24 protein-coding genes and 1 pseudogene are annotated in these 25,412 nt (G+C 71.6%); 12 read left to right on the forward strand and 13 right to left on the reverse strand.

The window, feature by feature from the left end; all coding sequences use genetic code 11:
• The first annotated feature begins 8 nt into the window (after positions 1-8).
• The 7 genes from RDV84_RS13365 to RDV84_RS13395 all read left to right on the forward strand — a co-directional run bounded on the left by RDV84_RS13365 (position 9) and on the right by RDV84_RS13395 (position 5,917).
• A complete protein-coding gene (locus RDV84_RS13365) occupies positions 9-1,334 on the forward strand; it encodes a TPM domain-containing protein (protein ID WP_309150637.1) in 1,326 nt (441 codons plus the stop codon).
• Positions 1,328-2,239, forward strand: a complete 912-nt coding sequence (locus RDV84_RS13370) for a TPM domain-containing protein (RefSeq protein WP_425606265.1) — start codon at positions 1,328-1,330, stop codon at positions 2,237-2,239. The genes RDV84_RS13365 and RDV84_RS13370 overlap by 7 nt, the downstream gene beginning before the upstream one ends.
• Complete coding sequence (locus tag RDV84_RS13375) at positions 2,239-2,724, forward strand: TPM domain-containing protein (protein ID WP_057948649.1); 486 nt, start codon at positions 2,239-2,241, stop codon at positions 2,722-2,724. Before RDV84_RS13370 ends, RDV84_RS13375 begins: the two co-directional genes overlap by 1 nt.
• Positions 2,725-2,917: 193 nt before the next feature.
• On the forward strand, positions 2,918-3,811 hold the full coding sequence (gene lgt / locus RDV84_RS13380) for a prolipoprotein diacylglyceryl transferase (protein ID WP_057948648.1): 894 nt from the start codon (positions 2,918-2,920) through the stop codon (positions 3,809-3,811).
• 3 nt (positions 3,812-3,814) lie between these two features.
• A complete protein-coding gene (locus RDV84_RS13385) occupies positions 3,815-4,609 on the forward strand; it encodes a thymidylate synthase (protein WP_309150638.1) in 795 nt (264 codons plus the stop codon).
• Positions 4,610-4,764: 155 nt separating this feature from the next.
• Complete coding sequence (locus tag RDV84_RS13390) at positions 4,765-5,292, forward strand: YqhG/Tai3 family protein (protein ID WP_157490421.1); 528 nt, start codon at positions 4,765-4,767, stop codon at positions 5,290-5,292.
• A 121-nt stretch (positions 5,293-5,413) separates the two neighbouring features.
• Complete coding sequence (locus tag RDV84_RS13395) at positions 5,414-5,917, forward strand: dihydrofolate reductase (RefSeq protein ID WP_309153727.1); 504 nt, start codon at positions 5,414-5,416, stop codon at positions 5,915-5,917.
• A gap of 21 nt (positions 5,918-5,938) precedes the next feature.
• Here RDV84_RS13395 and RDV84_RS13400 read toward each other — a convergent pair whose 3' ends face one another.
• From RDV84_RS13400 to lptD, 8 genes and pseudogenes are all read right to left on the reverse strand, one after another.
• Complete coding sequence (locus RDV84_RS13400) at positions 5,939-6,616, reverse strand: hypothetical protein (RefSeq protein WP_309150639.1); 678 nt, start codon at positions 6,614-6,616, stop codon at positions 5,939-5,941.
• Positions 6,613-7,254 carry a DUF1287 domain-containing protein gene (locus RDV84_RS13405; protein ID WP_309150640.1) on the reverse strand — a complete coding sequence of 214 codons (642 nt, stop codon included), beginning with the start codon at positions 7,252-7,254 and terminating at the stop codon, positions 6,613-6,615. Before RDV84_RS13405 ends, RDV84_RS13400 begins: the two co-directional genes overlap by 4 nt.
• 83 nt (positions 7,255-7,337) lie before the next feature.
• A pseudogene (locus RDV84_RS13410) lies at positions 7,338-8,315 on the reverse strand (symmetrical bis(5'-nucleosyl)-tetraphosphatase).
• A 13-nt stretch (positions 8,316-8,328) separates the two neighbouring features.
• Positions 8,329-8,712, reverse strand: coding sequence for a Co2+/Mg2+ efflux protein ApaG (gene apaG / locus RDV84_RS13415; protein ID WP_057948643.1), 384 nt, complete (start codon positions 8,710-8,712; stop codon positions 8,329-8,331).
• Between the two features lie 138 nt (positions 8,713-8,850).
• The gene (gene rsmA / locus RDV84_RS13420) at positions 8,851-9,696 is read right to left on the reverse strand and encodes a 16S rRNA (adenine(1518)-N(6)/adenine(1519)-N(6))-dimethyltransferase RsmA (protein ID WP_078998245.1); all 846 of its coding nucleotides are present in this window, start codon (positions 9,694-9,696) and stop codon (positions 8,851-8,853) included.
• Positions 9,693-10,700: a 4-hydroxythreonine-4-phosphate dehydrogenase PdxA gene (pdxA, locus tag RDV84_RS13425; RefSeq protein ID WP_309150641.1), complete on the reverse strand. Its 1,008-nt coding sequence runs from the start codon at positions 10,698-10,700 to the stop codon at positions 9,693-9,695. The genes rsmA and pdxA overlap by 4 nt, the downstream gene beginning before the upstream one ends.
• 1 nt (position 10,701) lies before the next feature.
• Positions 10,702-12,060 (reverse strand): peptidylprolyl isomerase, encoded by a 1,359-nt coding sequence (locus tag RDV84_RS13430; RefSeq protein ID WP_057948640.1) that lies wholly within the window; start codon positions 12,058-12,060, stop codon positions 10,702-10,704.
• A complete protein-coding gene (gene lptD, locus RDV84_RS13435; RefSeq protein ID WP_309150642.1) occupies positions 12,057-14,618 on the reverse strand; it encodes an LPS assembly protein LptD in 2,562 nt (853 codons plus the stop codon). Before lptD ends, RDV84_RS13430 begins: the two co-directional genes overlap by 4 nt.
• A gap of 175 nt (positions 14,619-14,793) precedes the next feature.
• On the opposite strand from lptD, the gene msrB reads away from it, so the two are divergent.
• Positions 14,794-15,222, forward strand: coding sequence for a peptide-methionine (R)-S-oxide reductase MsrB (gene msrB / locus RDV84_RS13440; protein ID WP_078998257.1), 429 nt, complete (start codon positions 14,794-14,796; stop codon positions 15,220-15,222).
• Positions 15,223-15,336: 114 nt separating this feature from the next.
• On the opposite strand, the gene RDV84_RS13445 is transcribed toward msrB, so the two are convergent.
• The 3 genes from RDV84_RS13445 to RDV84_RS13455 are packed head-to-tail and all read right to left on the reverse strand — an operon-like array spanning position 15,337 to position 17,432.
• On the reverse strand, positions 15,337-16,251 hold the full coding sequence (locus tag RDV84_RS13445; RefSeq protein WP_309150643.1) for a histone deacetylase family protein: 915 nt from the start codon (positions 16,249-16,251) through the stop codon (positions 15,337-15,339).
• A gap of 7 nt (positions 16,252-16,258) precedes the next feature.
• Entirely contained in the window at positions 16,259-16,813 is a 555-nt protein-coding gene (locus RDV84_RS13450) for a cob(I)yrinic acid a,c-diamide adenosyltransferase (RefSeq protein WP_309150644.1), read from the reverse strand.
• A gap of 28 nt (positions 16,814-16,841) precedes the next feature.
• On the reverse strand, positions 16,842-17,432 hold the full coding sequence (locus RDV84_RS13455; protein ID WP_309150645.1) for a hypothetical protein: 591 nt from the start codon (positions 17,430-17,432) through the stop codon (positions 16,842-16,844).
• A gap of 350 nt (positions 17,433-17,782) precedes the next feature.
• Between RDV84_RS13455 and ubiH the strand changes: the two genes are divergently transcribed.
• From ubiH to RDV84_RS13470, 3 genes are all read left to right on the forward strand, one after another.
• Positions 17,783-19,042 carry a 2-octaprenyl-6-methoxyphenyl hydroxylase gene (ubiH, locus tag RDV84_RS13460; protein ID WP_309153728.1) on the forward strand — a complete coding sequence of 420 codons (1,260 nt, stop codon included), beginning with the start codon at positions 17,783-17,785 and terminating at the stop codon, positions 19,040-19,042.
• Positions 19,039-20,238, forward strand: a complete 1,200-nt coding sequence (locus RDV84_RS13465) for an FAD-dependent oxidoreductase (protein WP_309150646.1) — start codon at positions 19,039-19,041, stop codon at positions 20,236-20,238. Before ubiH ends, RDV84_RS13465 begins: the two co-directional genes overlap by 4 nt.
• 86 nt (positions 20,239-20,324) lie before the next feature.
• Complete coding sequence (locus RDV84_RS13470; protein WP_309150647.1) at positions 20,325-20,702, forward strand: hypothetical protein; 378 nt, start codon at positions 20,325-20,327, stop codon at positions 20,700-20,702.
• 7 nt (positions 20,703-20,709) lie between these two features.
• Here RDV84_RS13470 and RDV84_RS13475 read toward each other — a convergent pair whose 3' ends face one another.
• Positions 20,710-22,026 (reverse strand): MFS transporter, encoded by a 1,317-nt coding sequence (locus RDV84_RS13475; protein WP_101943961.1) that lies wholly within the window; start codon positions 22,024-22,026, stop codon positions 20,710-20,712.
• A gap of 173 nt (positions 22,027-22,199) precedes the next feature.
• On the opposite strand from RDV84_RS13475, the gene RDV84_RS13480 reads away from it, so the two are divergent.
• Positions 22,200-24,125: a DUF1302 domain-containing protein gene (locus tag RDV84_RS13480; protein ID WP_309150648.1), complete on the forward strand. Its 1,926-nt coding sequence runs from the start codon at positions 22,200-22,202 to the stop codon at positions 24,123-24,125.
• A gap of 457 nt (positions 24,126-24,582) precedes the next feature.
• On the opposite strand, the gene RDV84_RS13485 is transcribed toward RDV84_RS13480, so the two are convergent.
• Positions 24,583-25,272: an EF-hand domain-containing protein gene (locus tag RDV84_RS13485; RefSeq protein WP_078998237.1), complete on the reverse strand. Its 690-nt coding sequence runs from the start codon at positions 25,270-25,272 to the stop codon at positions 24,583-24,585.
• Between the last annotated feature and the right edge of the window lie 140 nt (positions 25,273-25,412).

Genomic DNA, 25,412 nt, shown 5'->3' on the forward strand with positions numbered 1-25,412 from the left:
GCGGCGCGATGATCGTCGCATTGCTGTGCCTGTTCGCCTGGGCGTTGGCGCTATCGGCGCAGGCCCGCGCGCCCGCGCCGGCGAACGCGGCTCCAGTGCTGGATGCGCCGGTGCAGGATATGGCCGGCGCGTTGCGGCCCGACACCCGCGAAAAATTGGAGACGCGCGCGCACGAGTTGCGCGAACGCAAGGGCGCGCAACTGCAAGTGCTGATCGTCGCCAGCACCGCGCCGGAATCCATCGACGCCTATGCCCAGCGGGTGTTCGACGCTTGGGTGCTCGGCCGTCGCGGTATCGACGACGGCGTGCTGCTGGTGGTCGCGCGCGACGACCGCCGCGCGCGCATCCAGGTCGGCTACGGATTGGAAGGGCGCATTCCCGACGCGGCCGCGCGCGACGTGCTGTCCGCCTACCTGCTGCCGCACCTGGCGCGCGGCGAGTACGACGCGGGCGTGGACGCGGCCAGCGCCGCATTGGCCGCGTTGGTCGAACAAGAGCCGCTGCCGGCGCCGGCGGCGGACGCGTATGCGGCCGCCGCGTCGGCATGGAGCCCGCTTGCGCGGATCTGCGCGCTGGGCGCCGCGTTCGCTTTGGTGCTGGGTTGGTGCGCGCAGCGGCGCGGCTGGCCGCTGGCATGGGCCGCGCCGGCGGCGTTGTTGCCGCCCGCGGTGGCGGCCTGGGTGTGGAGCGGGCCGGCGTGGCTGTGGTTGCCGCTGCTGTGCGGCGCGGTCGCCGGCGCGCTTGGCCTGGCCTTGCCGCGCTGGCGCTGGTTGCGCAGCGTGGCCGGCGCGGCGGCGGTCGGCCTGGCGGTCGCGGCGCTCGGCGCGGCGCTGGTGCGGCGCGGCGTGCCCGCGCCCGGCGACATCGGTCTGGGCGCGGTGGCGGTGCTGTTCGCCACGCCGTTGCTGGTCGGCGCGATCGCGCCGCCGATGATCGCCTGGCAGGAGCGCGGCCGGCTCGGCTTCGCGTTGCGCGTCGGCGCGTTGGCCGCCATCGCCTGGCTGGCGTGGCGCGTGCTGCTGCGCATGACCGACGGCGACCTGTCCGGCCTCGGCGGCGGCGGCTGGCTCGGCGTCGGCCTGTTCGCTTACCTCGCCTGGGTGCTGGTGTTCCTGCTCAACGGCGAGATCTGGGGCGGGCGTTCGCGCAAGCGCGACGGTCGTGGCGGGCGCCGGCGCAACGGCGATAGCGAACGCGGGCAGCGTTCCGGCGGCGCGGGACCGAGCCATTCGGGACCGAGCCGTTCTGAATCGAGCGACTCGGGCGCCGGCGACACCGGCTGGTCCGGCGGCGGCGGACGCAGCGGCGGCGGCGGAGCGAGCGGATCATGGTGAGCCTGGGCGCGGTGGTCGGACCGAACCTGCGCCGCGTGCTGTTGGCGCTGGGACTGTGCTTGCTGGCCGCGACCGCGTTCGCGCAACAGCTCGCGCCGATCCCGCCGCTGGACTCGCCGGTGGTCGACACCACCGGCACCCTCGACGCCACCGCGCGCGCGCAGCTGGATGCGCAGGCGCGCGCGCTGCAGCAGCGCAAGGGCAGCCAGCTGCAGGTGCTGATGGTGGCGACGACGCGGCCCGAGGAGATCGAGCAATACGCCGTGCGCGCGTTCGAGCAGTTCAAGCTCGGCCGCAAGGGCGTCGACGACGGCGTGCTGGTGGTGGTGGCCAAGGACGACCGGCGCGTGCGCATCGAAGTCGGCTACGGCCTGGAAGGCGCGATCACCGACGCCCAGTCCGGCCGCATCATCCAGGAATACCTCGGGCCCAAGTTCCGCACCGGCGACTACGCCGGCGGCCTGATCGACGCCACCGCGATGCTGGCGCGGCTGATCGACGGCGAACCGCTGCCCGAACCGATGGGCGCCGGCGGGCAGGGCGCCCAGGGCGGCGGCGACGGCGGCGGCAACTGGGTGATGGTGCTGGTGCTGGCGATGATCGGTTCGGCCCTGGTCCGCGGCGTGCTCGGCGGCGCGCCGGCGCTGTTGCGCGCGCTGATCGGCGGCGCGGGCGCGGGCGTGGTCGCGTGGCTGCTGTCGATGTCGTGGGGGCTGGTCGCGCTGGCGGTGGCGGCGGGCTTCTTCTTTTCCCTGTTCGGCCGCGGCGGCGGGCACTACGTCAGCAGCGGCGGCTGGGGCGGGTACGGCGGCGGCTGGGGCGGTGGCGGCGGTGGTGGAGGCGGCGGCGGTTGGTCCGGCGGCGGCGGTTCGAGCGGAGGCGGCGGCGCCTCGGGGAGTTGGTAATGCGCGCGCTCAGGCATCTGTTCGCGCCGTCGGCGCGCTGGCGTTTCCCGCCGGCCAGCCTGCGCCGCATCGCCGAGGCGATCGCCGCCGGCGAAGCGCACCATGCCGGCCAGCTGCGCTTCGCGGTGGAATCGCGGCTGGGCTGGCGCGACTTGCTGGCCGGGCGCGACGCGCGCCAGGCCGCGCGCGCCGCGTTCGCCCAGCTCGGGGTGTGGGACACCGCCGGCAACAACGGCGTGCTGTTGTATCTGCTGCTCGCCGATCACCGCATCGAGATCGTCGCCGACCGCGGCTACGCGCGCCGGATCGGCGACGAGCGCTGGCAGGCGGTGTGCGACGGCATCCAGCGCGCGTTGGCGGCCGGCGAGGCCGAGGCGGCGGTGCTCGGCGGCATCGCCGCGTTGAACGAGATCATGGCCCAGGCCTTCCCGCGCAGCGGCGCAGGCGCCGGCAACGAACTGGCGGACGCGCCGGTACTGCTGTAACGCGGTGCGGTCCGCGGCGGGCGCCGGTCGGCGCGCGCCCGACGGCCTCTAGCAGGCGCTGCCCGAACGCCGCCCGAACGCGACGCGGCCCGCGCTCCAGCGGCCGCAGCCCGCACCCTGCGCGCGGGCGCGCTGGGGCACAATAGGTCGGTCTCCCGCTCCGTCGAGCGTCTTTCCGAGCCCGTCCCGCCGCATGATCATCCTGCACCAGATCGATCCGATCGCGATCTCCCTCGGCCCGCTGCAAGTCCACTGGTACGGAATCATGTACCTGCTGGGCTTCGTCACCGCGTGGTGGCTGGGGCGGCAACGGGTCCGCGCCGGGCGCTTGCCCGGGGTCGGCGAGCAGGCCTACGGCGACCTGCTGTTCTACGCCATGCTCGGCGTGGTCCTGGGCGGCCGCATCGGCTACGTGCTGTTCTACGGCTTCGCCGACCTGATGCGCGATCCGCTGATGCTGCTGCGCATCTGGGAAGGCGGCATGAGCTTCCACGGCGGCCTGCTCGGCGTGGTCGCGGCGATGTGGTGGTGGTCGCGCAGCCATCGCACCCATTTCTTCGACACCGCCGACTTCATCGCTCCATTGGTGCCGCCGGGGCTGGGCTTCGGCCGGCTCGGCAACTACATCGGCGGCGAGTTGTGGGGCAAGTTCACCGACGGCGGCTGGGGCGTGGTGTTCCCGCGCGCGCCGGAGTTCGCCAACTGGAGCGCGCAGCAGCTGCAGACCCAGTTCGCCGCCGGCGCGCTGGAGCGCTACGCGCGCCATCCCTCGCAGCTGTACCAGGCGGCGCTGGAGGGGCTGACCATGTTCGCGCTGCTGTGGTGGTTCTCGCGCAAGCCGCGTCCGCGCTATGCGGTCTCGGGCCTGTTCGCGCTGCTGTACGGCGCGTTCCGCTTCCTGGTCGAATTCGTGCGCGTGCCCGACCAACAGCTCGGCGACCACGGCTATCTCGCCTTCGGCTGGTTGACGATGGGCCAAGTGCTGAGCGTGCCGCTGATCGTGCTCGGCCTGTTCTGGCTGTGGCTGTCGACCCGTTCGCCGACCCTGCAACCGCAACCGCCGGCGGCCGAGCCGGCCAAGGGCTGAGCCGTGCGCCAATACCTCGACCTGCTGCGGCACGTACTCGAACACGGCGCGGAGAAGTCCGACCGCACCGGCACCGGCACGCGCAGCGTGTTCGGCTGGCAGATGCGCTTCGACTTGAACCAGGGCTTCCCGCTGGTCACCACCAAGAAACTGCACCTGCGCTCGATCGTGCACGAGCTGCTGTGGTTCCTGCAGGGCGCGACCAACATCGCCTACCTCAAGGACAACAAGGTCAGCATCTGGGACGAATGGGCCGATGCCGACGGCGAGCTCGGCCCGGTCTACGGCAAGCAGTGGCGGAGCTGGAGCGACGGCGCCGGCGGCGAGATCGACCAGATCCGCTGGGTGGTCGAGGAGATCAAGCGCAATCCCGATTCGCGCCGGCTGATCGTCAGCGCCTGGAACGTCGCCGACCTGCCGAAGATGGCGCTGATGCCGTGCCACGCGCTGTTCCAGTTCTATGTGGTCGACGGCAAGCTCAGCTGCCAGTTGTACCAGCGCAGCGGCGACATCTTCCTCGGCGTGCCGTTCAACATCGCCAGCTACGCGCTGCTGACCCACATGGTCGCGCAGGTGTGCGGGCTGGGCGTCGGCGATTTCGTCCACACGCTCGGCGATGCGCACCTGTATTCGAACCACTTCGAGCAAGCGCGCGAACAGCTCGCGCGCGCGCCGCGCGCGCTGCCGCGGCTGAAGCTCGATCCGACGGTGACCGACCTGTTCGCGTTCGGCTACGACGACATCGCCATCGAAGGCTACGACCCGGCGCCGGCGATCAAGGCGCCGGTCGCGGTCTGAGCGCGGCGATGGCGCGCGTCGGTCCGCGGCTGGCGGCGTGGCTGCTGTTGTCGCTGGGCCTGACCGCCTGCGCGCGCCCGGCCGCGCCGGCCGCCAAGGACGAACGCCCCGCGCCCGCGACCGCAACCGTTTCGCCGCGGCCGCCTGATCCGCCCATGGCGCCGCCCCCCGTGCCCGAACCGGGCGTGCGCGCCGAGCCCGAAGCCGTCGGCTCCCTGCCCGACGGCAGCGCGACCGACGCGGTGCGCGGGCTCTACGACCTGCACATGCAGCTGCGGGCCAGCGGCCTGCCGGTCGGCGAGGACCTCGCGCGCTACCGGCCCTATTTGTCGCGGCATTTGCTGGCGTTGATGGCGCCGGCCGCGCGCGAGCGCGACCGGATGATCGCCGAGCAGCCCGGGCTCAAGCCGCCCTACCTCGAAGGCGACATGTTCACCGGCCTGGACGAGGGCGCGACCGGCTACCGGGTCGGCGCGCGCACTGCGCTGGGACCGGGCCGCGAAAGCGTCGAACTCGAATTCGTCTACGACCGTTCCGAGCCGCCGGTGCGCTGGCGCGGCCGCGCGCTGATGCTGCGCGAGGACGACCGCTGGAAGCTCGACGACGTCGAGTACGGCGATTTCGACGCCGGCACGACCGGCGAATTCGTGCGCAGCGGACGCTTGGCGGATTGGTTCGAATGAGCGTCCGCCGGGCGGCCCGGCGGCGCACACCGCGCGCCTGCGCGCGCCGCCGCAACGCAAGCCGCCACAACGCAAGCCGCCACAACGCAAGCCGCCGCAACGCAAGGAGTTCCGCATGACCCTGCAGCTCAGCCTGATCGCCGCGCTCGACCGCAACCACGCCATCGGCCGCGACAACGTGCTGCCCTGGCGCCTGTCCGACGACCTCAAGCGGTTCAAGGCGCTGACCCTGGGCAAGCCGTTGCTGATGGGCCGCAAGACCGCGCAATCGCTCGGCCGCGCGCTGCCGGGCCGGCGCAATCTGGTGCTGACCCGGTCCGGCGAGGTGCCGTTCGCCGGCATCGAGGCGGTGGGTTCGACCGAACAGGCGCTGAAACTCGCCGCGGCCGACGGCGCCGCCGAGCTGTGCGTGATCGGCGGCGGCGAGGTCTACGCGCTGTGCCTGCCGTCGGCGACGCGGTTGTATCTCACCCGGGTCGACACCGAAGTCGCCGGCGCCGACGCGTTCTTCCCGCGCCTGGACCCGGCCGAATGGCGCGAGACCGCGCGCGAGCGCCATCGCGCCGACGAGCGCAACGAATTCGATTTCGAGTACGTGGATTACGTCCGCCTGGGCATGGATTGACCCGCGCGGCGCCGGCCTCGCTCAGGGCCGGGCGCCGGGTTCTTCGCGGGCCGGCGCGGGCGCGCCGTCCGCATCGTCGTCCGCGTTCAACGGCAGCAGGAAGCGGTGCTGCGTCGCGCCCGCGTCCGTGCCTGCGTCCGCGGCGGCGGACCAGTCGGCGAACGCGGACAGCGGCGGCTGCGCCTTGCGGGCCGCGTCGCCGAAGCGGGCATAGGCCGCGGCGTCGCCGGACAGCGAGCCGATGCACAGGTGCGGGCCGCACTCGAACCGCTCGATCTCGAGTTCGAGCCGGGACGCGGCGACGGTCCGTTGCAGCAGCGAACGGTAGCGCGCCGTGCGCTCGCGCGCCTCGGCGCTGGCGGCGCTTCGCGCGCGCAGCTCGGCCAGCATCGTGTCGAAGGCGCGCCCGACGATGCGGTCGCTGGCGCTCGGGCCGGTCGCGGTCGCGGCAGCAGCGGCGGTGTCCGCGGCGGCCGCGGCGCGTTGCGCGGTCGCCCGCGCGGCGGCCTCGGCCTCGATCTGCGACTGGCGCAGGTTGGTGCGCACGATGTCGGTCAACACCAGCGCCGCGATGACCGCGGCGCCCATCAGCAGGATCGGGCCGGGCCTGCGCCGGCGGTACTCGCGCGCATCGATCTCGGCCGCGAGCCGGCGATTGGGGCCGCCCTGGCCCGGCGCGGGCGTCTCGGGCGAGTTCATCGGCTGGCGACCGCCGGCGGCAGCCGCGGGCGATAACGGCCGGTGACGGCATAGGCGAACAGCACGTCTTCCTCCTGCGTGCCGCGCGCGATGTTGTGCAGGATCAGCGGCCGGCGGCGGTCCCGGGAGCGGCGGTCGGAGACGATGCCGATATGGGTCTGGCCGCGGCCGAGATCCCAGGTCACCACGTCGCCGGCGCGGTAGTCGGCGGCGTCGGCGCTGACCGGCAGCGACCAGCCCTGGCGTTCGAACCAGCGGCGCAGGTTCGGCACGCGGCGGTGGTCGATGCTGCGGTCGGTCGCGCTCGCCCGCCACAGCGACGGGTAGGCGGCGAAGTTCGCGCGCATGTCCTCGTGCACGCGCTGCTGCAGGTCCAGGCCCTGCACGCGCAGGGCGCGGATCACCACGTCGGTGCAGACGCCGCGGTCGGGCGCGACGTCGCCGCCGGGGTAGCCGAGCCGCACGTAGGCCGGGTCGTACAGGCGCACCACGCCGACTTGCGCGCGCGCGGCGGCGACCAACGGCGGCGACGGCTTCGCGGGCTCGGCGGCGGCAGGCGGCGTAGCGTCGGCGGCCGAGCGTTCGGCCGGCGGCGAGGCGGGTTGCGAGCAGCCGGCGGCGAGCGCGGCGATGAGCAACGTCGCGACGGCGCCACGCCACGCTGCGGATTCGCCGCCGGCGCGCGCGCGCGCCGGCGATGCGAACGGCCGCGTCGCGGCTTCTAGCGACTCCGCACGCGCCGGCCCGGGCGCGTTGGCGCGACCGGCCCCCGCGACGAGCGCGGGCGGTGGCGATTGCTGCGTTCGCGGCCGTCCGTGGCGCATGCGGGTCTCCGTCAGCCCGGCTGGCGCGGCGGCCGCGGCCGCGGCGGATTCGCCGGCACGTCGCGGCCGGGCACCTGCACCAGCCGCAGTTCGTCGGTGTCCAGCTGCAGCGCGGTGAGCTTGCCGCCCCAGACCGCGCCGGTGTCGATGGCGTGCACGCCGTGGCCGATGAACAAGCCCAGCGTCGACCAATGCCCGCACACGATCTTCAGGTCGCGCTCGGCCCGGCCCGGCACTTCGTACCAGGGATACAGCCCCACCGGCTGGGTGCCCGGCGCGCCCTTGTCCTCGAACGCGATGCGGCCGCGCGGCGTGCAATAGCGCAGGCGGGTGAAGATGTTGATGATCGCGCGGTGGCGGTCGATGCCGGCCAGCTTGGGATTCCAGGCCGGGCGGTCGCCGTACATGTTCTTGAGCAGGCGCCGGTACTGGTCGCCGTGCAACCGTTCCTCGACCTCGCGCGCGTGGCGCTCGGCCATCGAGGTGGTCCACTTCGGCGCCATGCCGGCGTGCACCATCATCCAGCCGAGCGCGCGGTCGGCGTGCACGAGTTTCTGCATGCGCAGCCAGTCCAGCAGCGCTTCGCCGTCGTCGGCCAGGACGATGCGCTGCAGGTCGGGGTTGACCTTGCGCTTCTCTTCCTCGGTGCGCTGGCCGATCGCCAGCAGCGACAGGTCGTGGTTGCCGAGCACCACGGTGCTGTGCTCGCGCAGCGAGTGCACCAGCCGCAGGGTTTCCAGGGATTGGCCGCCGCGGTTGACCAGGTCGCCGCAGAACCAGAGTTTGTCCTGCGCCGGGTCGAACTTCAGCCGTTCCAGCAGCCGCTGGGTGGCGTCGTAACAGCCTTGCAGGTCGCCGATTGCCCAAACGCTCATGTGCCGTCCGCGCTCAGTGCAGGGTACGCGGGATGGTCAGGGTGAACGTCGGCACCGGCGCGTCGAAGCGGGTGCCGTCGTCGGCGACCATCGCGTACGTGCCTTCCATCGTTCCCAGACTGGTCTCCAGCACGGCGCCGGAGGTGTATTCGAAGTCGTCGCCCGGACGCAGCCACGGCTGCTCGCCGACCACGCCGTCGCCGCGCACTTCCTGCACCTTGCCGTTCGCGTCGGTGATCACCCAATGGCGCGAGATGAGGCGCGCGGGCACGGTGCCGGCGTTGCGGATGTGGATGGTGTAGGCGAACACGTAGCGATCCTGCTCCGGAGCGGATTGGTCGTCCAGGTAGCGGGTCGCCACGTCGATGTCGAAGACGTATTCGGTGGGGCGGTTCATGGCGGCAGTTTAAGCAAAGCGGGGATGAAGCGGGAATGAGCCGTCGCGGCGGCGCGCGATGGCGCGGACGGACGAAAAAACGCGACCGCGGCGGCGCCGCGCGGGCAGGCGCCGCCGGGCCGCGGCGATGGCGGTCCGCTAGCTCGCGGAGGGATCGGGCAGGACCTTGTCGTGGGCGCGCAGCCAATTGGCCAGGCGCACGAACTGCGCCACTTCCAGTTGCTCGGCGCGCGCGTCGGGACGCACGCCGGCGGCCTCGATCGAGGCGCCGTCGCAGACCAGCGAGAGCGCGTTGCGCAGGGTCTTGCGGCGCTGGCCGAAGGCGTCGCGGACCAGGCGCGCGAACAGGGCGTGGTCGTCGATGCCGATCCGCTCCGGCGCCAGCGGAATCATCCGCACCACCGCCGAATCGACCTTCGGCGGCGGCCGGAACGCGGCCGGCGGCACGTCGAACAGCGCGATCACCTGGCAATAGGCCTGCAGCATCACGCTGAGGCGGCCGTAGACCTTGCTGCCGGGTGCGGCGGCCATGCGGTCGACGACTTCCTTCTGCAGCATGAAATGCATGTCGCGGATCGCCGCGGCGTGTTCCAGGGCATGGAACAGGATCGGCGAGGACAGGTTGTAGGGCAGGTTGCCGACCAGCCGGATCGGGCCGCCGTTGTGCGCCAGCGCGCTGAAATCGACGGTGAGCACGTCGCGATGGATCACTTCCAGCGTGCCGTGCGCGCGCGCGGTCTCGGTCAGCGGGAAGATCAGGTCGCGGTCGAACTCGATCACGGTCAGTTCGCCGTGGCGGTCCAGCAGCGGGAAGGTGATCGCGCCCTGGCCGGGGCCGATCTCGACCAGGCGGTCGCCGGGCTTGGGGTCCACTGCGTGCACGATCATCGCGATGACGTTGGCGTCGTGCAGGAAGTGCTGGCCCAGATGCTTTTTCGCCTCGGGCTTGAAGCCCTTGGCGTGGGTCTTGGCGGTGCCGGTCATGGCGAGCCTCCGGGCGGGTTGCGGTCGCTGCGGGTCGAGCGGATGTGGGCGATGCGCGCGCAGGCGTCGGCCGCGGCGATCAGGCTGGATGGATCGGCCAGGCCGCGCCCGGCCAGGTCGAGCGCGGTGCCGTGGTCGACGGCGACGCGCGGGTAGGGCAGGCCCAGGGTCAGGTTCACCGCGCGCTCGAAGCCGCTGTACTTGAGCACCGGCAGGCCCTGGTCGTGGTACATGGCGACCACGGCGTCGAAACCCTGCAGTTTGGCCGGCAGGAACGCGGTGTCGGCGGGCAGCGGGCCGATCAGGTCCAGGCCTTCGCCGCGCAGCGCGGCCAGGACCGGTTCGATCACTTCGATCTCCTCGCGCCCCAGGTGCCCGGCTTCGCCGGCGTGCGGGTTGAGGCCGAGCACGGCGATGCGCGGGCGCGCCAGGCCGAAGTCGCCGCGCAGGGCGGCATCGACGATGCGCAGGGTGCGCGCCAGCGGCTCCGGCGCGATCGCGTCGGCGACGTCGCGCAGCGGCAGGTGGGTGGTGGCCAGGCCGACCCGGACGATGTCGTTGGCGAGCATCATCACCACCTCGCAGCCGGCCTGTTGCGCCAGCAGCTCGGTGGTGCCGGTGTAGGCGATGCCGCCCTCGTTGATGACCGCCTTGTGCACCGGGCCGGTGATCACGCCGTCCAGGCGCCCGTCCAGGCAGGCCTGGGCGGCGTCGCGCAGGGCCTGGATCACCGCCGCGGCGTTGCCCGGCTCGGGCGCGCCGAAGGCCGGCGGTACGGGATTGGGGATCTCGACCACGGCCACTTCGCCCGGCGCCCGCGAGGGGCGGTCCGGCGGCAGCAGGGTCAGCGGCAAGGCGAGCGCGTCGGCCGCGGCGCGCAGGCTGCGCGGGTCGGCGTAGCAGATCAGGTCGTAGTCGCGCGGCCGCTGCAGCAGCCGCACGCACAGCTCCGGCCCGACGCCGGCCGGCTCGCCCGGCACCAGCGCGAGCCGGGGCGGGGTCACGTCAGCCGCCCTTGGTGGGCAGCGTGGTCTCGGTACCCGGTTGGTTGCCTTCCGAGCCCTTGCCCATGCGGAAGTCGACGTAGGCCTCGCTGCGCTTCTCGCGCAGGAAGCGGTTCCATTCCTCTTCCAGCTTGCGCCGGCCGATGGTCTCCTGGACCTGCGCGCGCTTGCTCTGGTTGGACACGTCGCTCTCGCGCGTGCCCAGGCGCTGGACCACGTGGTAGCCGGCGGTGGTGTGGATCGGCTGCGAGACTTCGTTGTCGGCCAGGGCCGCGACCGCGCCGCCGAACTCGGGGCCGAATTCGTCGCGCATGAACCAGCCCAGGTCGCCGCCCTTGGACTGGGTGCCGAGGTCTTCGCTGCTTTCCTTGACCACGTCCTCGAACTTGGCCCCGCCGGCGATGCGCGCGCGCAGGGTCTCGGCCTTGGCCTTGGCCTGGGCTTCGGTGGTCTGGTCGTTGACGCGCACCAGGATGTGGCGGGCGTGGTACTGGGTGACCATCTGCGGGCCGGACTGCGAGGCGTCGCGCACTTCGACCAGCTTGAGCAGCTGGAAGCCGCTCGGCCCGCGCAGCGGCGCGGTGACCTGGCCGGCCTTCATCGCCTTCATCATGTCGGCGAACGCGGCCGGGATCTCGTCCACGCTGCGCCAGCCCAGGTCGCCGCCTTCCAGTGCGTTGGGGCTGTCGGAATAGCGCACGGCGGCGGCGTTGAAGTCCATCTCGCCCTTGTCGATCAGCGCCTTGACGCCGTCGACCTTCTTCTGCGCGGTGGCGATCTGCTCGGCGGTGGCGCCTTCGGGCAGGGCGATCAGGATGTGGGCCAGGTGGTACTGGGTGCCGGTGTTGGCCTGCGCGGCCAGGGCGGCGTCGATTTCGGCGTCGCTGACCGAGACCCGGGTCTGGGCGAAGCGCTGGCGCAAGCGCTGGACCAGCAGCTCGTCGCGGATCGAATTGCGGAAGTCGGCGTAGGAGCTGCCGTCGCGGGCCAGCTGCTGGCGCAGCTGGTCGACGCTGAGGCGGTTGGACTGGGCGATGCCGGCGATGGCCTGCTCGATCTCCTGGTCGGTCACGCGCACGCCGGTGCCCTGGGCCTGGGCGACCTGCAGCTTGAGCAGGATCAGGCGCTCGAGCACCTGCCGTTCGAGCACGTCGCGCGGCGGCAATTGCTCGCTGCGGCCGGCGTACTGGCCGAGGATGTTGGCGACCGCGCGATCGAGCTCGGTCTTGAGGATGACGTCCTCGTCCACGACCGCGGCGATGCGGTCGATCGGCTGCAGCTCCTGGGCCTGGGCGACGCCGATCAGCAGGCCGGTGGCCAGGACGCCAGCGGTCAGGGCGCGGGCAAAACGATTGTTCATAGGGTCGGGTCGAGGATGGCCTCGTCGCCGCCCGGACCGCGGTTTTCGCGGCTGATCGAGGGGGACGGAGGCGTCAAATAGAGGTCGTCGCGGTTGTAGCCGAGAATAGCACGGCGCAATACCCGCTCCGTGTTCTGGCCCGCCGAGCCTAGGCCCTTGAGTTCGAACTCCACCTGAAACGAGCTGTTCAGGTCTTCGGAGCGGTTGCGCTGGTAGCGACGGGCGATCGCGCGCACCGCCAGGCAGCAGCTTTCCCACTGCACGCCGGCGATCTGCTCGAGCGGACGGCTGTCCTTGATCGAGTAGTAGTAGCGGCCGACCACGCTCCAGTTGTCGTTGATCGGGTACAGGAACGACACGTCGGCCTGCTCGTACTGGTCGGCGATGTCGCTCGGCGAGCCCGGCGGCGCGGCGAGGTTGCGGCGGTAGCGGTAGGCGAAGTTGACCACGCCGCTGTTGCGGAACAGGTAGCGCGCGCGCAGGGTCGCGACGTCCTCGCTGCGCAGGCGCGGGTCCCACTGGTAGGTGGCGTTGATGGTCCAGCGGTCGGTCGGCGAGACGCTGACGTCGGCGACCCAGGCCGACTTGCCCTGCTTGATCGGCGTTTCGGCGCCGGCGACCACGCGGATGTCGTCGAAGTACTGGATCTGGCCGATGCTCGCGGCCAGCCGTTCGCGGCCGTCCTCGGAGTTGATCAGGCGGGTGGTCAGCGCGGTGGTCAGCTGGTTGGCGTCGGTCTGGCGGTCGGCGCCGGAGTAGCGGTTGTCGCGGAACAGCGCGCCCCAGCTGAACGACATCGGGTTGGTGTCGAACAGCGGGATCGCGTCCTGGTCGCGGTAGGGCGCGCGCAGGTAGAACACGCGCGGCTCCAGGGTGTGCACGTAGTTGTCGCCGCGGATCACCGTCTCGCGGTCGAAGTACAGGCCGGCGTCGATCGAGGTGATCGGCAGGCTGCGGGTCGGCGACTTGTCGTAGAAGCTGCGCACCAGCTCCGGCGTCTTGACCGTGCCGGGGTTGTTGGCGATGAAGCTGTTGGCGCGGGCGTCGGCCATCTGCGCGGCCATCTCGCCGTCGAGCTCGTAGGCGGTGTAGCGCCAGGCCAGCTTGGGCCGGATGAACCAGGCCGCGCCTTCCAGCGGGAAGCTGATGTAGGGCTTGACGTCGAAGCGGCTGCCGCCGGGGATGCTCTGGCGCCGGCTCTCCGGGATCCCGGGGGTGGGGTCGTTGGCGACGAACTTGAGGTCGGCGTGCTGGAATCGCACCGCCTCGGTGTCCACGCCGGTTTCCAGCCACGGCTGCACCGGCTGCGCCCAGTGGAAGGTCGCGCGCGGCAGGCGGTCGAAGGCCAGCGAGTTCTCGCGCAGGGTGAAGTCGGCGAGCTGGTTGTGGTCGGCGATGATGCTCGCGTCCCAGTAGCGGCCGCGGCCATACAGGCCGACTTCGCTGCGCAGCGAGATCGTCGACTGGCTGTACAGGCTGTTGCTGAAGTCCTGCAGGTAGTACTTGTCGCTGACCCAGGCCAGGTTGGCGCCGGCGTACCAGGTGCCGTCGAAGCGGTGCACGCCCTTGAACGCGAACTCGCCGCGGTTGTCGCGCGGCATGTCGTCCTTGGGGATGGTCGGCAACGGGTCGCCGCTGCGGATGTAGTAGGTGTAGCGGTCCGGATCCTTGCGCGAGAGATCGTCGCGCGGCATCCAGTTGACGTAGGTCTCGCCCGAACCGTTCTCGTACAGCCAGCGGAACTCCACGCCCAGGCTCGCGCCGCGCCGGCTCATGTAGCGCGGGAACAGGGTCGCGTCGTAGTTCGGCGCCAGGTTGAGGTAGATCGGCTGGCGCCAGTCGAAGCCGTTCTTGCCGGACATGCCGATGTTCGGATACAGCAGGCCGGTGCGGCGGCGGTCGTCGACCGGGAACATGAACCACGGCACGTACAGCACCGGCACCTTGCCGATGCGCAGGGTGGCGTTGCGCGCCACGCCCATGCCTTCCTCGGTGTCGATGTCGATGCGGTGGGCGCGCAGTTCCCAGGCGCGCTGGTTCGGCGCGCAGGTGGAATAGGTCGAGCTCAGCAGCGAACCCTTGGCGCCGTTGAGTTCGATCCGCTCGGCGCCGCCGTTGCCGCGGCGCGAGGTCAGCTGGTACTCGACGTCGTCGATCTGGTGCTTGTCGGCGTTCTGGTCGCCCTCGGCGTGCTCGGCGACCAGGCGCATGCTCGAGTCCTGGTAGCGGACGTGGCCCTCGGCCGTGTACTTGCCGCTTTCCTGGTTGTAGCTGAGCTTGTCGGTGCCGAGGAACTGGTCGCCGCGGCTGAGGCGGACGTTGTCCTGGACGACGATGTTCTGCTCGTCGCCGGCGCGCTCCAGGGTGCCGCCGTCGATCGCGGTCGGCTGGCTGGCGCGCTGGTCGGCGGTGCCGGTCGGGGCGGGGGCGTCGTTGAAGGACGGGACCGCATCGATCAGCGGGCACAGTCCCCAGTTCTCGTTGTCGTCCGCCGCGTACGCGGGCAGGGCGATGGCGATGCAGAGCGACAACGGGAGCAGGCGGAGGGGTTTGCGCACGCGAGCATCCGGCAGACGGGGAAAAACGGCGGTTAGCTTGCCCCATCCCTTGCAAGCGGGCAACGCGAACGCCATCTGGGAGTCATCGGCGTTCATCTTGCAAGTTTCGCCGGACCGGCCGGGATTCCCCGCCGATCGCGCCGGCAACGCGGCGCCGTCCACCCAGGAGGAGATCATGAGCCAGCACCCCGTCCCCGGCCCCGACGTCCCGGTCGAGAAGACCGAAGCTGAATGGCGCGAGCAACTGTCGCCGGAGCAGTACGCGATCTGCCGCTGCTCGGCCACCGAGCGGGCGTTCACCGGCCGCTTCTGGAACCACAAGGACGCCGGCACCTACACCTGCGTGGCCTGCGGCGAGCCGCTGTTCGCCTCGGACACCAAGTACGACTCGGGCAGCGGCTGGCCGAGCTACTACCAGCCGATCCGGCCCGAAGCGGTCAGCGAGCATGCCGACGAGAGTCACGGAATGCGCCGGATCGAAGTCAAATGTGCGCGTTGCCAGTCGCACCTGGGGCACGTATTTCCGGACGGCCCGCGCCCGACCGGGTTGCGTTATTGCATCAATTCGGCGTCGCTGGATTTCGAAGCCAAGCCCGAAGCCTGATCGAGCCGGCCGAAGCCCCCTGTAGGAGCGGCGCAAGCCGCGACCGCGGGGTGGCCGTTCGCGCCGCAAGCCGAGTTATCGCGGCCGCGACCCGCCCTCACCGGGGCGCGCCGCTCAGGCCAGCATCGCGCCGACGTGGGCGACCGCGCTTTCGCGCAGCGCGGCCAGGTCGTAGCCGCCTTCCAGCATCGACACCACCCGCCCGGCCGCATGGCGCTCGGCGATGGCGACCAGTTCGGCGGTGAGCCAGGCGAAGTCCTCGCCGTCGAGTTCGATCTGCGCCAGCGGGTCGCGCTTGTGCGCGTCGAAGCCGGCCGAGATCAGCACCAGCTGCGGACGGAAGCCGTCGACGATCGGCAGCAGGCGCTCGCGCCAGACCCGGCGGAAGCCGTCGCTGCCGGTGCCCGTCGGCAGCGGCGCGTTGACGATGTTGCCGATGCCGCGCTCGTGCGCGTAGCCGGTGTCGGGATACAGCGGCAACTGGTGCGAGCTGACGTACAGCACCCGCGGATCGCTGTCGAAGATCGCCTGGGTGCCGTTGCCGTGGTGGACGTCGAAGTCGATCACCGCGACCCGCGCCAGCCCGTGCTTGTCGCAGGCGTGGGCGGCGGCGACGGCGATGTTGTTGAACAGACAAAAGCCCATCGCCGCATGCACGGTGGCGTGGTGGCCGGGCGGGCGCACCGCGCAGAACGCGCGGCGGTCCTCGCCCTTGAGCACGCTGTCGACCGCGGCCACGCCGGCGCCGGCGGCGCGCAGCGCGGCTTCGGCCGAGCCCGGCGCGAGCACGGTGTCGGGATCGAGCTGGACCGGGCCGTCGACCGGCGTGTCGAGCACCAGCGCCAGCAGTTCGTCGGAATGCGCGCGCAGCAACTGGCCGCGGCTCGCCGCCGGCGCCTCGCACCAGTGCAGGCGCTCGGCGAAGGCTTCGCGCAGGGATTCGGTCACCGCCACCAGACGCAGCGGCCGCTCGGCGTGACCCGGACCCGGGTCGTGGCGCGTGCAGGCCGGATGCGTGTAGACGCGCACGGTGCGGTCAGGCCTTGCGGCGCTCGTGGTTCCAGGTGACCTCGCCGTGGCCGCCGGCGCGGGCCAGCACGCGCGCGATCACGAACAGCAGGTCGGACAGGCGGTTGAGATAACGCACGGCCTCGGAGCGGATGTCCTCGACCCGCGCCAACGCCACGGCCTCGCGCTCGGCGCGGCGGACCACGGTGCGGGCGATGTGGCAGCGCGCCGCGGCCTCGCCGCCGGCCGGGAGGATGAACTCCTTCAGCGGCGGCAAGTGCTCGTTGTGCGCGTCGAGCCAGTGTTCGAGCCGGTCGATGTCGGCGGCGAAGATCGCCGCGTGGCCCGGGATGCACAGCTCGGCGCCGAGGTCGAACATCTGGTGCTGGATCGACACCAGTTGTTCGCGCACCTCGTCCGGCAGTTCGGCGGCGAGGATCAGGCCGATGGTCGAATTGGCTTCGTCGACCGTGCCGTAGGCGCCGACGCGGGCGGAGTCCTTGCCGGTGCGGCTGCCGTCGCCGAGGCCGGTGGAGCCGTCGTCGCCGGTGCGGGTGTAGATCTTGGAGAGGCGGTTGCCCATCGGGTCGGTCGGTCCGGCGCGCGGCCGATCAGCGCTTGCGCGCGTCGTCGGACTGCGCCGGCAGCGCGGTCTTGCTGGCCGAGGCCGCGATCGCCTGGACCACCGCGGCGATGCCGACGTAGGTCGCGGTGGTGCGCAGGTACGGCAGCAGCCATTCGAAGTAATTGGCGGCCCAGCCGGCGACGCTCTTGTTCTGCACCGAATCGGAGATCCAGTAGAAGCTGCCCTGGCTCAGCAGCTGGCACACCGCGACCGAGGCCAGCAGCGCGACCGCGGCGGTGGCGAGCGTGCTCCAGCTGCGCTTGTAGTTGCGCGCGACGAACAGGCCGCCGGCCCACATCGCGAAGTACGCCGGGACCAGGAACCAGTACGCGGCCGAGACGCAGTAGTGGTCCCAGAAGCTGATGCCCATGCGGCTGATCACCGCGTAGTCGATCAGCACCGCCAGCGCCATCAGCGCCGGGAACGCCCAGCGGGTCCAGTTGCGCAGGTAGAAGCCGCCGATGAAGAACACCGCCCACGACGCGTCGGGGATCGGCGTCCAGTGATTGACGCGGGTGGCGACCATCAACACGGCCAGCAGGGCGAGGATCAGGCTGTTGCGGGTGTTCGGCTTCATGGATCGGGCTCCGGACGCGGCGGCGTCGATGCGGCCATTCTAAAGAAGCTGGGGGCGAATGTGCCGACTGGGTCGGGGCTTGGGGCTAAGTGATTGATTCCGGTGGGCTGGTCGGAAAGCGTCGGGCCTGAAGGCCCTCCCACAAGCGCCTTGCAGGCTGGCGCTGGGCACCGTGCCGTCGCCCGAAGCCCGGGCTGTGGTGGGAGGGCCTTCAGGCCGCCCAATGCTTTTGTGCCCGATCGCGGCGCTGCGACATCCGCGAACACCCGCTTAGCGACCGCGCCAGTATCATGAACCCCATGACTTCCGACGCCACGCCGCATTCTTCCGCCGGCGCGCCCGACCCCGCCATTCACGCCAGCCACGATGTCCTGATCGTCGGCGGCGGCCTGGTCGGCGCCAGTCTCGCCATCGCCCTGGACCGCATCGGCCTCGACGTGGGCCTGGTCGAGGCCGCCCCGCCCGGCGCGCTGCCGGCGGTATTCGACGAACGCAACCTCAGCTTCGCCGAAGCCACCCTCAACGCCCTCGACGCGCTCGGCGTGCTGGCCCGGCTGCGCGCGCCGACCGGGCCGATCCGGCGCATCCACATCAGCCGCCGCGGCGATTTCGGCCGCACCGTGCTCGAAGCGCAACGCTACGGCCGCGAGGAGTTCGGCCGGGTGGTGGTGGCGCGCGACTTCGGCGAAGCGCTGGAAGCGCGCCTGGCCGAACTGCCGCGGCTGCTGCGCTACCGGCCGGTGCGGTTCGTCGGCCTGGCCGACGGCGGCGACGGCTGGCGCGCGGTGCGGCTGGCCGACGGGGCGGGGGAGCGGACCGTGCGCGCGCGCCTGCTGGTCGCCGCCGACGGCACCCGCAGCGGCGTGCGCGAGGCGCTGGGGATCGGCACCGAGGAACACGACTACGGCCAGACCCTGTTCGTCGCGCGCCTGCGCGGCGAGCGCGCGCCCGACGGCACCGCCTACGAGCGCCTCGGCCGCGATGGCCCGACCGCGCTGCTGCCGCGCGGCGACCGCCATTACGGCCTGATCCACGGCGTCGCCAGCGACGATGCCGACGCGGTCGCCGGGCTCGACGAAGCCGGTTTCCTGGCCCGCGTGCAGGACGCGTTCGGCTGGCGCGCCGGGCGCTTGCTCAGTTGCGGCGCGCGCAGCCTGTATCCGGCGATCCGGGTGCTGGCGCAGCGCACCGTCGCGGCGCGCGCGGTGCTGGTCGGCAACGCCGCCCAGACCATCCACCCGATCGGCGCGCAGGGCTTCAACCTGGGCCTGCGCGATGCGATGACCCTGGCCGAACTGATCGAAGACCGGCGCCGCGCCGGCGACGGCGATTGCGGCAGCGACGCGCTGCTGGCGCGTTATCTGGAACGTCGGCGCGAGGACCGCGAACGCACCGTCGGTTTCTCCGACGGGCTGGCGCGGCTCAGCGCCAACGACACCGAGCTGATGCGGCCGCTGCGCAGCCTCGGCCTGTTCGCGTTCGACCGCCTGGCCAGCGCGCAGTCGTTCCTGGTCGGCGGCGCGATGGGCTACCGCGGCGACGTGCCCGCGCTATGCCGCAACGACCGCGCCGCCGCGGTTTCCGGTGGCGAACGCGGAGGCCGCGCATGAGCCGGCGCGAGATTCTCGACGTGGCGGTGGTCGGCGCCGGCGTGGTCGGCGCGGCCGCGGCGCTGGCGTTCGCCCGCGACGGTTTCGACGTCGCCCTGGTCGAAGCGCGCGAACCCGCGCCGTGGTCGCCGCTGCGGCCGGACCTGCGCGTGTATGCGTTCGCGCCCGACAACGCCGCGCTGCTGCAGGACCTTGGCGTGTGGAGCGCGGTGCGCGACGCGCGCGCGCAGCCGTATCGCGCGATGCGGGTGTGGGACGCGGCCGGCGGCGGCGAGATCGCCTTCGACGCCGACGCGTTCGGCCGCCGCGAACTGGGCTGGATCGTCGAGAACGGCCTGCTGGTCGACCGGCTGTGGGCGGCGCTGCCGCAGGCCGGCGTGCAACTGCATTGCCCCGAACACGTCGAGGCGCTGGAGCGCGATGGCAGCGACAGCGTCGGCGTGGCCCTGGCCGGCGGCCGGCGCCTGCGCGCGCGGCTGGTGGTCGCCGCCGACGGCGCCGAGTCGAAGCTGCGCCGGCTGGCCGGGATCGAGGCGCCCGCGCACGACTACGGCCAGCGCGGCCTGGTCGCCTATGTCGACAGCGAACGCAGCCACGAGGCGACCTGCTGGCAGCGCTTCCTGCCGGGTGGGCCGGTCGCGTTCCTGCCGACGCAGGGCGACGACGGCGCGCGCGACCGGCGCAGTTCCATCGTCTGGACCCTGCCCGACGCCGAAGCCGAGCGGCTGTTGGCGGCGGACGACGCCGCGTTCCTGGGCGAACTCGAACGCGCCTTCGCCGGCCGCCTGGGCGCGCTGACGAAAGTGTCGCCGCGCGCCGCGTTCCCGCTGCGCCGACAACTGGCCCAGCGCTACGTGTCCGGGCGGGTGGCGGTGATCGGCGATGCCGCCCACGTCGTGCATCCGCTGGCGGGGCAGGGCGTCAACCTCGGCCTACGCGATGTCGCCGGGCTGCGCGCGAGCCTGCGGCAGGCGCGCCGCCACGGCGCCGATCCGGGTTCGCCGCACCGGCTGGCGCGTTGGGCGCGCGAGCGGCGCAGCGAAAACGCGCTGGCGGCCTACGGCTTCGACGGCTTGAACAAGCTGTTCTCCAACGACGACCTCGCCGCCACCCTGGCGCGCGGGCCGCTGCTGGGGCTGGCCGGCAAGCTGCCGCCGCTGGCGCATTTCTTCTGGCGCCGCGCGGCGGGGGTATGAGTGGGTTGGCGGCGGTGAAGTCAAAGTCAAAATGGATTCCGGCTTTCGCCGGAACGACGACTGGGAAGTTGCGCGCCCGACGTGGAATGAAACGACTCCCTCCTGCCGTCGTTCCGGCGAAAGCCGGAATCCATTTTGATTTTGCGCCCGCTGGCCCCTGGAAACGCCGCACGAAGCGCTGCGCAGCGCTCGCCTGCGCGCTGTGGCCTGCGTTGTCGCTGGCCACGACCCAATGCCCGCCGGAATACGGCGAGAAATCGCTCGCGTTCTGGGCGCTCGGCTGGACCGTGTTGGGCCTGTTCGCGCTGCTCGGTCTGGCCTTGCCCGTCGTCGCCGTGCGCAGCACGCTCGGCCGCGGCGGCTGGCTGCGCGCGGCCTGGATACTGCTCGCCTGTCTGGCGATGCTGGGCTGCTGGATCGCCGGATTGTCGATCTTCGGCGTGTACTTCGTGATGGTGTGCTGACGCGCGCTCAGTCTTCGTGGAACTGCTGGCGCGGATTGCTCAGCAGGTACGCCGACACCGCTACCCCGACCAGGGCCACCGCCATCACGTAGTAGGCCGGCGCCATGCCGCCGAAATGCGGGGCGAGGTAACCGCCGATCAGCGGCGGCGTGGCCGCGCCGAACACCGCGTAGGCGACGTTGTAGGAAAACGACAGCCCCGAGAACCGCACCGGCGCCGGGAACGCGGCCACCATCACCGCCGGGATCACCCCGACCACGCCGACGAACACCCCGGCCAGCGCGTACAGCAGCAGGAAGTTGTGCGCGCCGTGGTTGAGGTCGTAGTACAGCGCGAAGCTGCTGACCAGCACGCCGAGCGAACCGATCAACAGCGCGCGGCCGCGGCCGATGCGGTCGACCAGCCAGCCGCCGCCGATCGCGCTCAAGGTCAGGAAGAACGCCGCCAGGCTGTTGCCGAGGAAGGCGCGCGAGGGTTCCATCTTGAACGCCTGCTGCGCGATGGTCGGGGTCATCAAAATGATCACCACGATCGCCGCGGTCAGCAGCCAGGTCACCAGCATCGACAGCACGACGCCGGCGCGGTGCTCGCGCAGCACCTGCTTGAGCGGCAGTTCGCGTACCAACTGGCGGCTCTCGCGCATCGCGGTGAACACCGGCGTCTCGCTGAGCCAGCGGCGCAGGTACACGGCGAGGAAGCCGAACACGCCGCCGAGCACGAACGGCGCGCGCCAGCCCCAGTCCAGCACCTGGGCCGGCGCCAGCCAGGTGTTGACCGCGGTGGAGACCAGCGAGCCGATCAGAATGCCGGCGGTGAGCCCGGCCGACAGCGAGGCGCAGGCGAAGCCGACCCGGCCGCGCGGCGCGTGTTCGGCGACGAAGGTCCACGCGCCGGGCACTTCGCCGCCGATGGCGATGCCCTGGACGATGCGCAGCGCCAGCAACAGCAGCGGCGCGGCGATGCCGATCTGCGCGTAGGTCGGCAGCAGGCCGATGAACAGCGTCGGCAGCGCCATCAGGAACACGCTCAGGGTGAACATGCGCTTGCGCCCGGAGCGGTCGCCGAAGTGGGCCATGATCACCCCGCCGATCGGCCGCACCAGATAGCCGGCGGCGAAGATCCCGTAGACCTGCAGCGTGCCCAGCCACTCGGGCGTGCCGACCGGGAAGAACAGCTTGCGCAGCGTCTCGGTCAGGAAGACGAAGATCACGAAATCGTAGAACTCCAGCGCGCCGCCCAACGCCGACAACAGCAGCGTGCGGGTGTCCTTGCGGCTCAGCGGCGGGGCGCCGGCGGGCGCGGCGGCGACGGCGTCGGAATGCATCGGCGGCGGCGGATTCATGGACTGCGGCGGACTCGGGCGGGACTGGCATCGCACTATGCCGCAACTGCGCGCGCGCACAAACGGGGCGCGGCGGAACACAGCCTAAAGTAGTAGTGCGGGTTTCGCCGCGGCGGTGCTAGAAACCCTGCAGCAGTTCTGCAGGATCGGTTCGCATGTCGGGTTTTCAGCTGTTTTCCGGTGATTTTTCGCGTCGTTCGTTGACGTATCGAGTGTGTGTTTTGACCGCATCGGTCGTCGCGGCGCTGGCCTGCGCACTGGCCGTCGCGCCCGCACGGGCTGCCGATTTCGAGTTGGCCGACGGCCGCATCCAGGGGCAATGGAACACCCGCATCGTCGCCGGCACCGCCGTGCGCACGGGCAAGGCGCAGCCGCACTTGCTCGGCAAGGGCTACGCGTCCGACGGCCGGCCCAAGGGCGGCACCGGCGCCGACACCGCCGACGACGGCAATCTCAATTTCGACCGCGGCGACGCGTTTTCCAGCCTGTTCAAGATCGTGCAGTCGGTGGACCTGAAGTACCGCGAGGTCGGCCTCAACCTCAGCGCGCGCACCTGGTACGACGCGACCCTGGATCGTAGCGAGGTGCGCCAGGGCAACGTGCCCAACGGCTTCGATCCATCCGCGCCGCTCAGCGACGCCGGATTCTCGCGTTCGAACCGGTTCTCCGGGTTCCTGTGGCTCAACGCGTATGCGTACGGACACTTCAAGCTCGACGACGACAGCGCGCTGGACCTGCGCGTCGGCAAGCAGGCGGTGAAGTGGGGCGGCGGCGTGTTCTTCAGCGGCGTCAACCAGATCAATCCGGTCGACTACACCAGCTTGCGCCGGCCCGGCACCGACGCCGCCAGCGAAGCGCAAATCCCGGTGGAGATGCTGTGGGCGAAATGGACGCTGGATTCGAAGCTGAGCCTGGAAGGTTTCTGGCAATGGAACTGGCGGCCGTCGGAGTACGACCCCTGCGGCACCTTCTTCTCCGGCAGCGACCTGGGCATCGAGCGTGGCTGCGCCGGCATCCAGTCCAACGCCTATTACCCGCTCAACACCGCGTCGGCGGGCGCGGGGCCGTGGCTCAGCGACGGCTTCATGCAATCGATGGGCGCGATCCTGCCGCGCGACCGCGACCGTTACGGCAGCGACCGCGGCCAGTACGGGCTGTCGCTGCGCTATCGCGACGAGGCCAGCGGCCGCGGTTGGGGCGCCTACTACCTGCGGATCAACTCGCGCGCGCCGTACTTGGACGCGACCGTCATCGACCCGGCGCGCACCGATCCGACCCTGGCGCCGCGCCTGATCGCGGCTGGCGTGCCCGAGGCGTACGCGCAGTTGTCGGCGCGGCTGTCGACGATCCGCGAGATCTGGGAATACCCCGACGACATCCGCATCCTCGGCTTGAGCGCGCAGGCCCGTTGGCGCGGCTGGCAGCTCGGCGCCGAGCTTTCGCACACGCGCGGCCAACCGGTGCAACTCAACACCGCCGACATGTTCCGCGCGCTGACCAGCAACGGCGGACCGATCGGCGCGCGCAACGCGGCGCTGGCGCCGGGCGCGGTGCTGCGCGGCTACGACCGGGTCGACAAAGACCAAGCGATGTTGAACGTCCAGCGTGCGTTCGCCGGCGTGTTCGGCGCGAAGCAGGCGACGCTGGCGGGCGAGGCCATGTACAGCCGCGCGGACTTGCCGGGACTGGACCAGGCGCGCTACGGCCGCGGCTTCCATTGGGGCTTCTCGCCGCAGGGCTACGGCGGCGCATGCCCGCCGATCCAGAATCCGCGCGGCTGCCTCGACAAGGGCTTCTACACCCGCAATGCCTGGGGCTACCGCTTGCGCGCGCAGCTCGATTACGCGGTCGGCGCGGATTGGACGGTGTCGCCGATGATGAGCTTCGGCCACGACGTGCGCGGATTCGCGATCGACAATCAGTTGGTTGAGGACCGGCGACAGCTGACGCTCGGCGTGACGGCGAAGTACGGGCAGCGCTACTTCGCGAGTTTCGGTTACACGGATTACGCGGGCAGCGCGCATTACGATCCGTTGGCGGATCACGATTATGCGAGCGTGGCGGTGGGGGCGATGTTTTGAGCGTGGTGCGCTGAGGCGATGCGGGTTTTGCGGTGTGGGGCGTGTGGCTTCGTTGGTCCACGGCAGCCTGGATTTGATGGGCGCGAGTACATCGATGCGTTGCGCTTTTTGCCGTCATTCCCGCGAAAGCGGGAACCGGGGGTTCTCGTGCGAGAAGGTCCGAAGTCCTGAACTCCCGCTGCCGCAGAGACGGCGATGCGATGGTTGCGAGGTGGTTGTGTTGTCGCAGTCGCGGCTTGCGCCGCTCCTACAGGGAGCGGCCGGGGCTGCGCTGGCGCTTGTGTGTTTTTTGCCGTCATTCCCGCGAAAGCGGGAATCCAGGGCTTCTCGTGCGGGAACGTTCGAAGCCCTGGATCCCGGCCTTGTCGGCGCACGGTGGTAATTGCGGCGCAGCTGCATTGCCGCGGCCGCGGCTCGCGCCGCTCCTACAGGAACGGGCCGCGGCGGTCGCGGGGAATCAACGGCGCCAGGCGTTGACTTCGTCGACGCTGATGCGGCCGTCGGCGTTGACGTCCACGGCCAGGAAGTTCGCGCTCAGCGCGCCGTGCGCGCGCGATTCTTCGCGGCTGATCGCGCCGTCGCCGTCGAGGTCGAGCGCGGCGAAATCGACGCTGCGGCCGTCGCTGGGCGGGGCGACGACGCGGTCGGGCAGGCGGTTGGCTTCGGCGGTGGCCGCGGCGGCGGCGCGGGCGACGCTGCCGGCATCGGCGGCGACGGCGTTGGCGGTGCGCGCCTGGTTCATGGCCGCGCGCGCCTGCACCGCGGCGCCGGCGGGGTTGCTGCCGGAGACCGCCGCGGCCTGCGCCGAACGCGCTTCGTCGGCGGCGCGGATCGCCTGTTGGGCGGCGCTGCGGGCATCGGCGGCGGCGCGCTCGGCCTGTTGCGTGGTGGCCTGCGCGGCGATCGCGCCGCGCGCGCTGGTCGCGCCTTGCTCGCGGGTCTGCACCGCGGCTTCCGCGGCCAACTCGGCGCTGGCGGCGCTGTCGCGCGCCTGCATCGCGCTGCCGGCGGCGACGTCGGCCTTCTCGACCGCATCGTGCTTGGACTGCACCTTGCCCGGCACCTGCGCGTTGGCGGCGCCGAGGGCGAAGGTCGCGGTCAGGGCCAGGGCGAGCAGGGTCTGTCGCTGGATCGCGTGCTGTCGCATGGGAAGGCCTCGCGTTTGTGGGGACGGGGCGACGCTAAACCCGGCGCGATCAAACCCGCGTTAATCGGCGCAACCGGCGATGAACGCAACGCCGCGCGCGCATGCGTGCGAGCGTCCGTAGCGCGCGCATCCGCACGGAA

The sequence above is a fragment of the Lysobacter yananisis genome, assembly GCF_031199375.1.
Lineage (GTDB): Bacteria > Pseudomonadota > Gammaproteobacteria > Xanthomonadales > Xanthomonadaceae > Lysobacter > Lysobacter yananisis.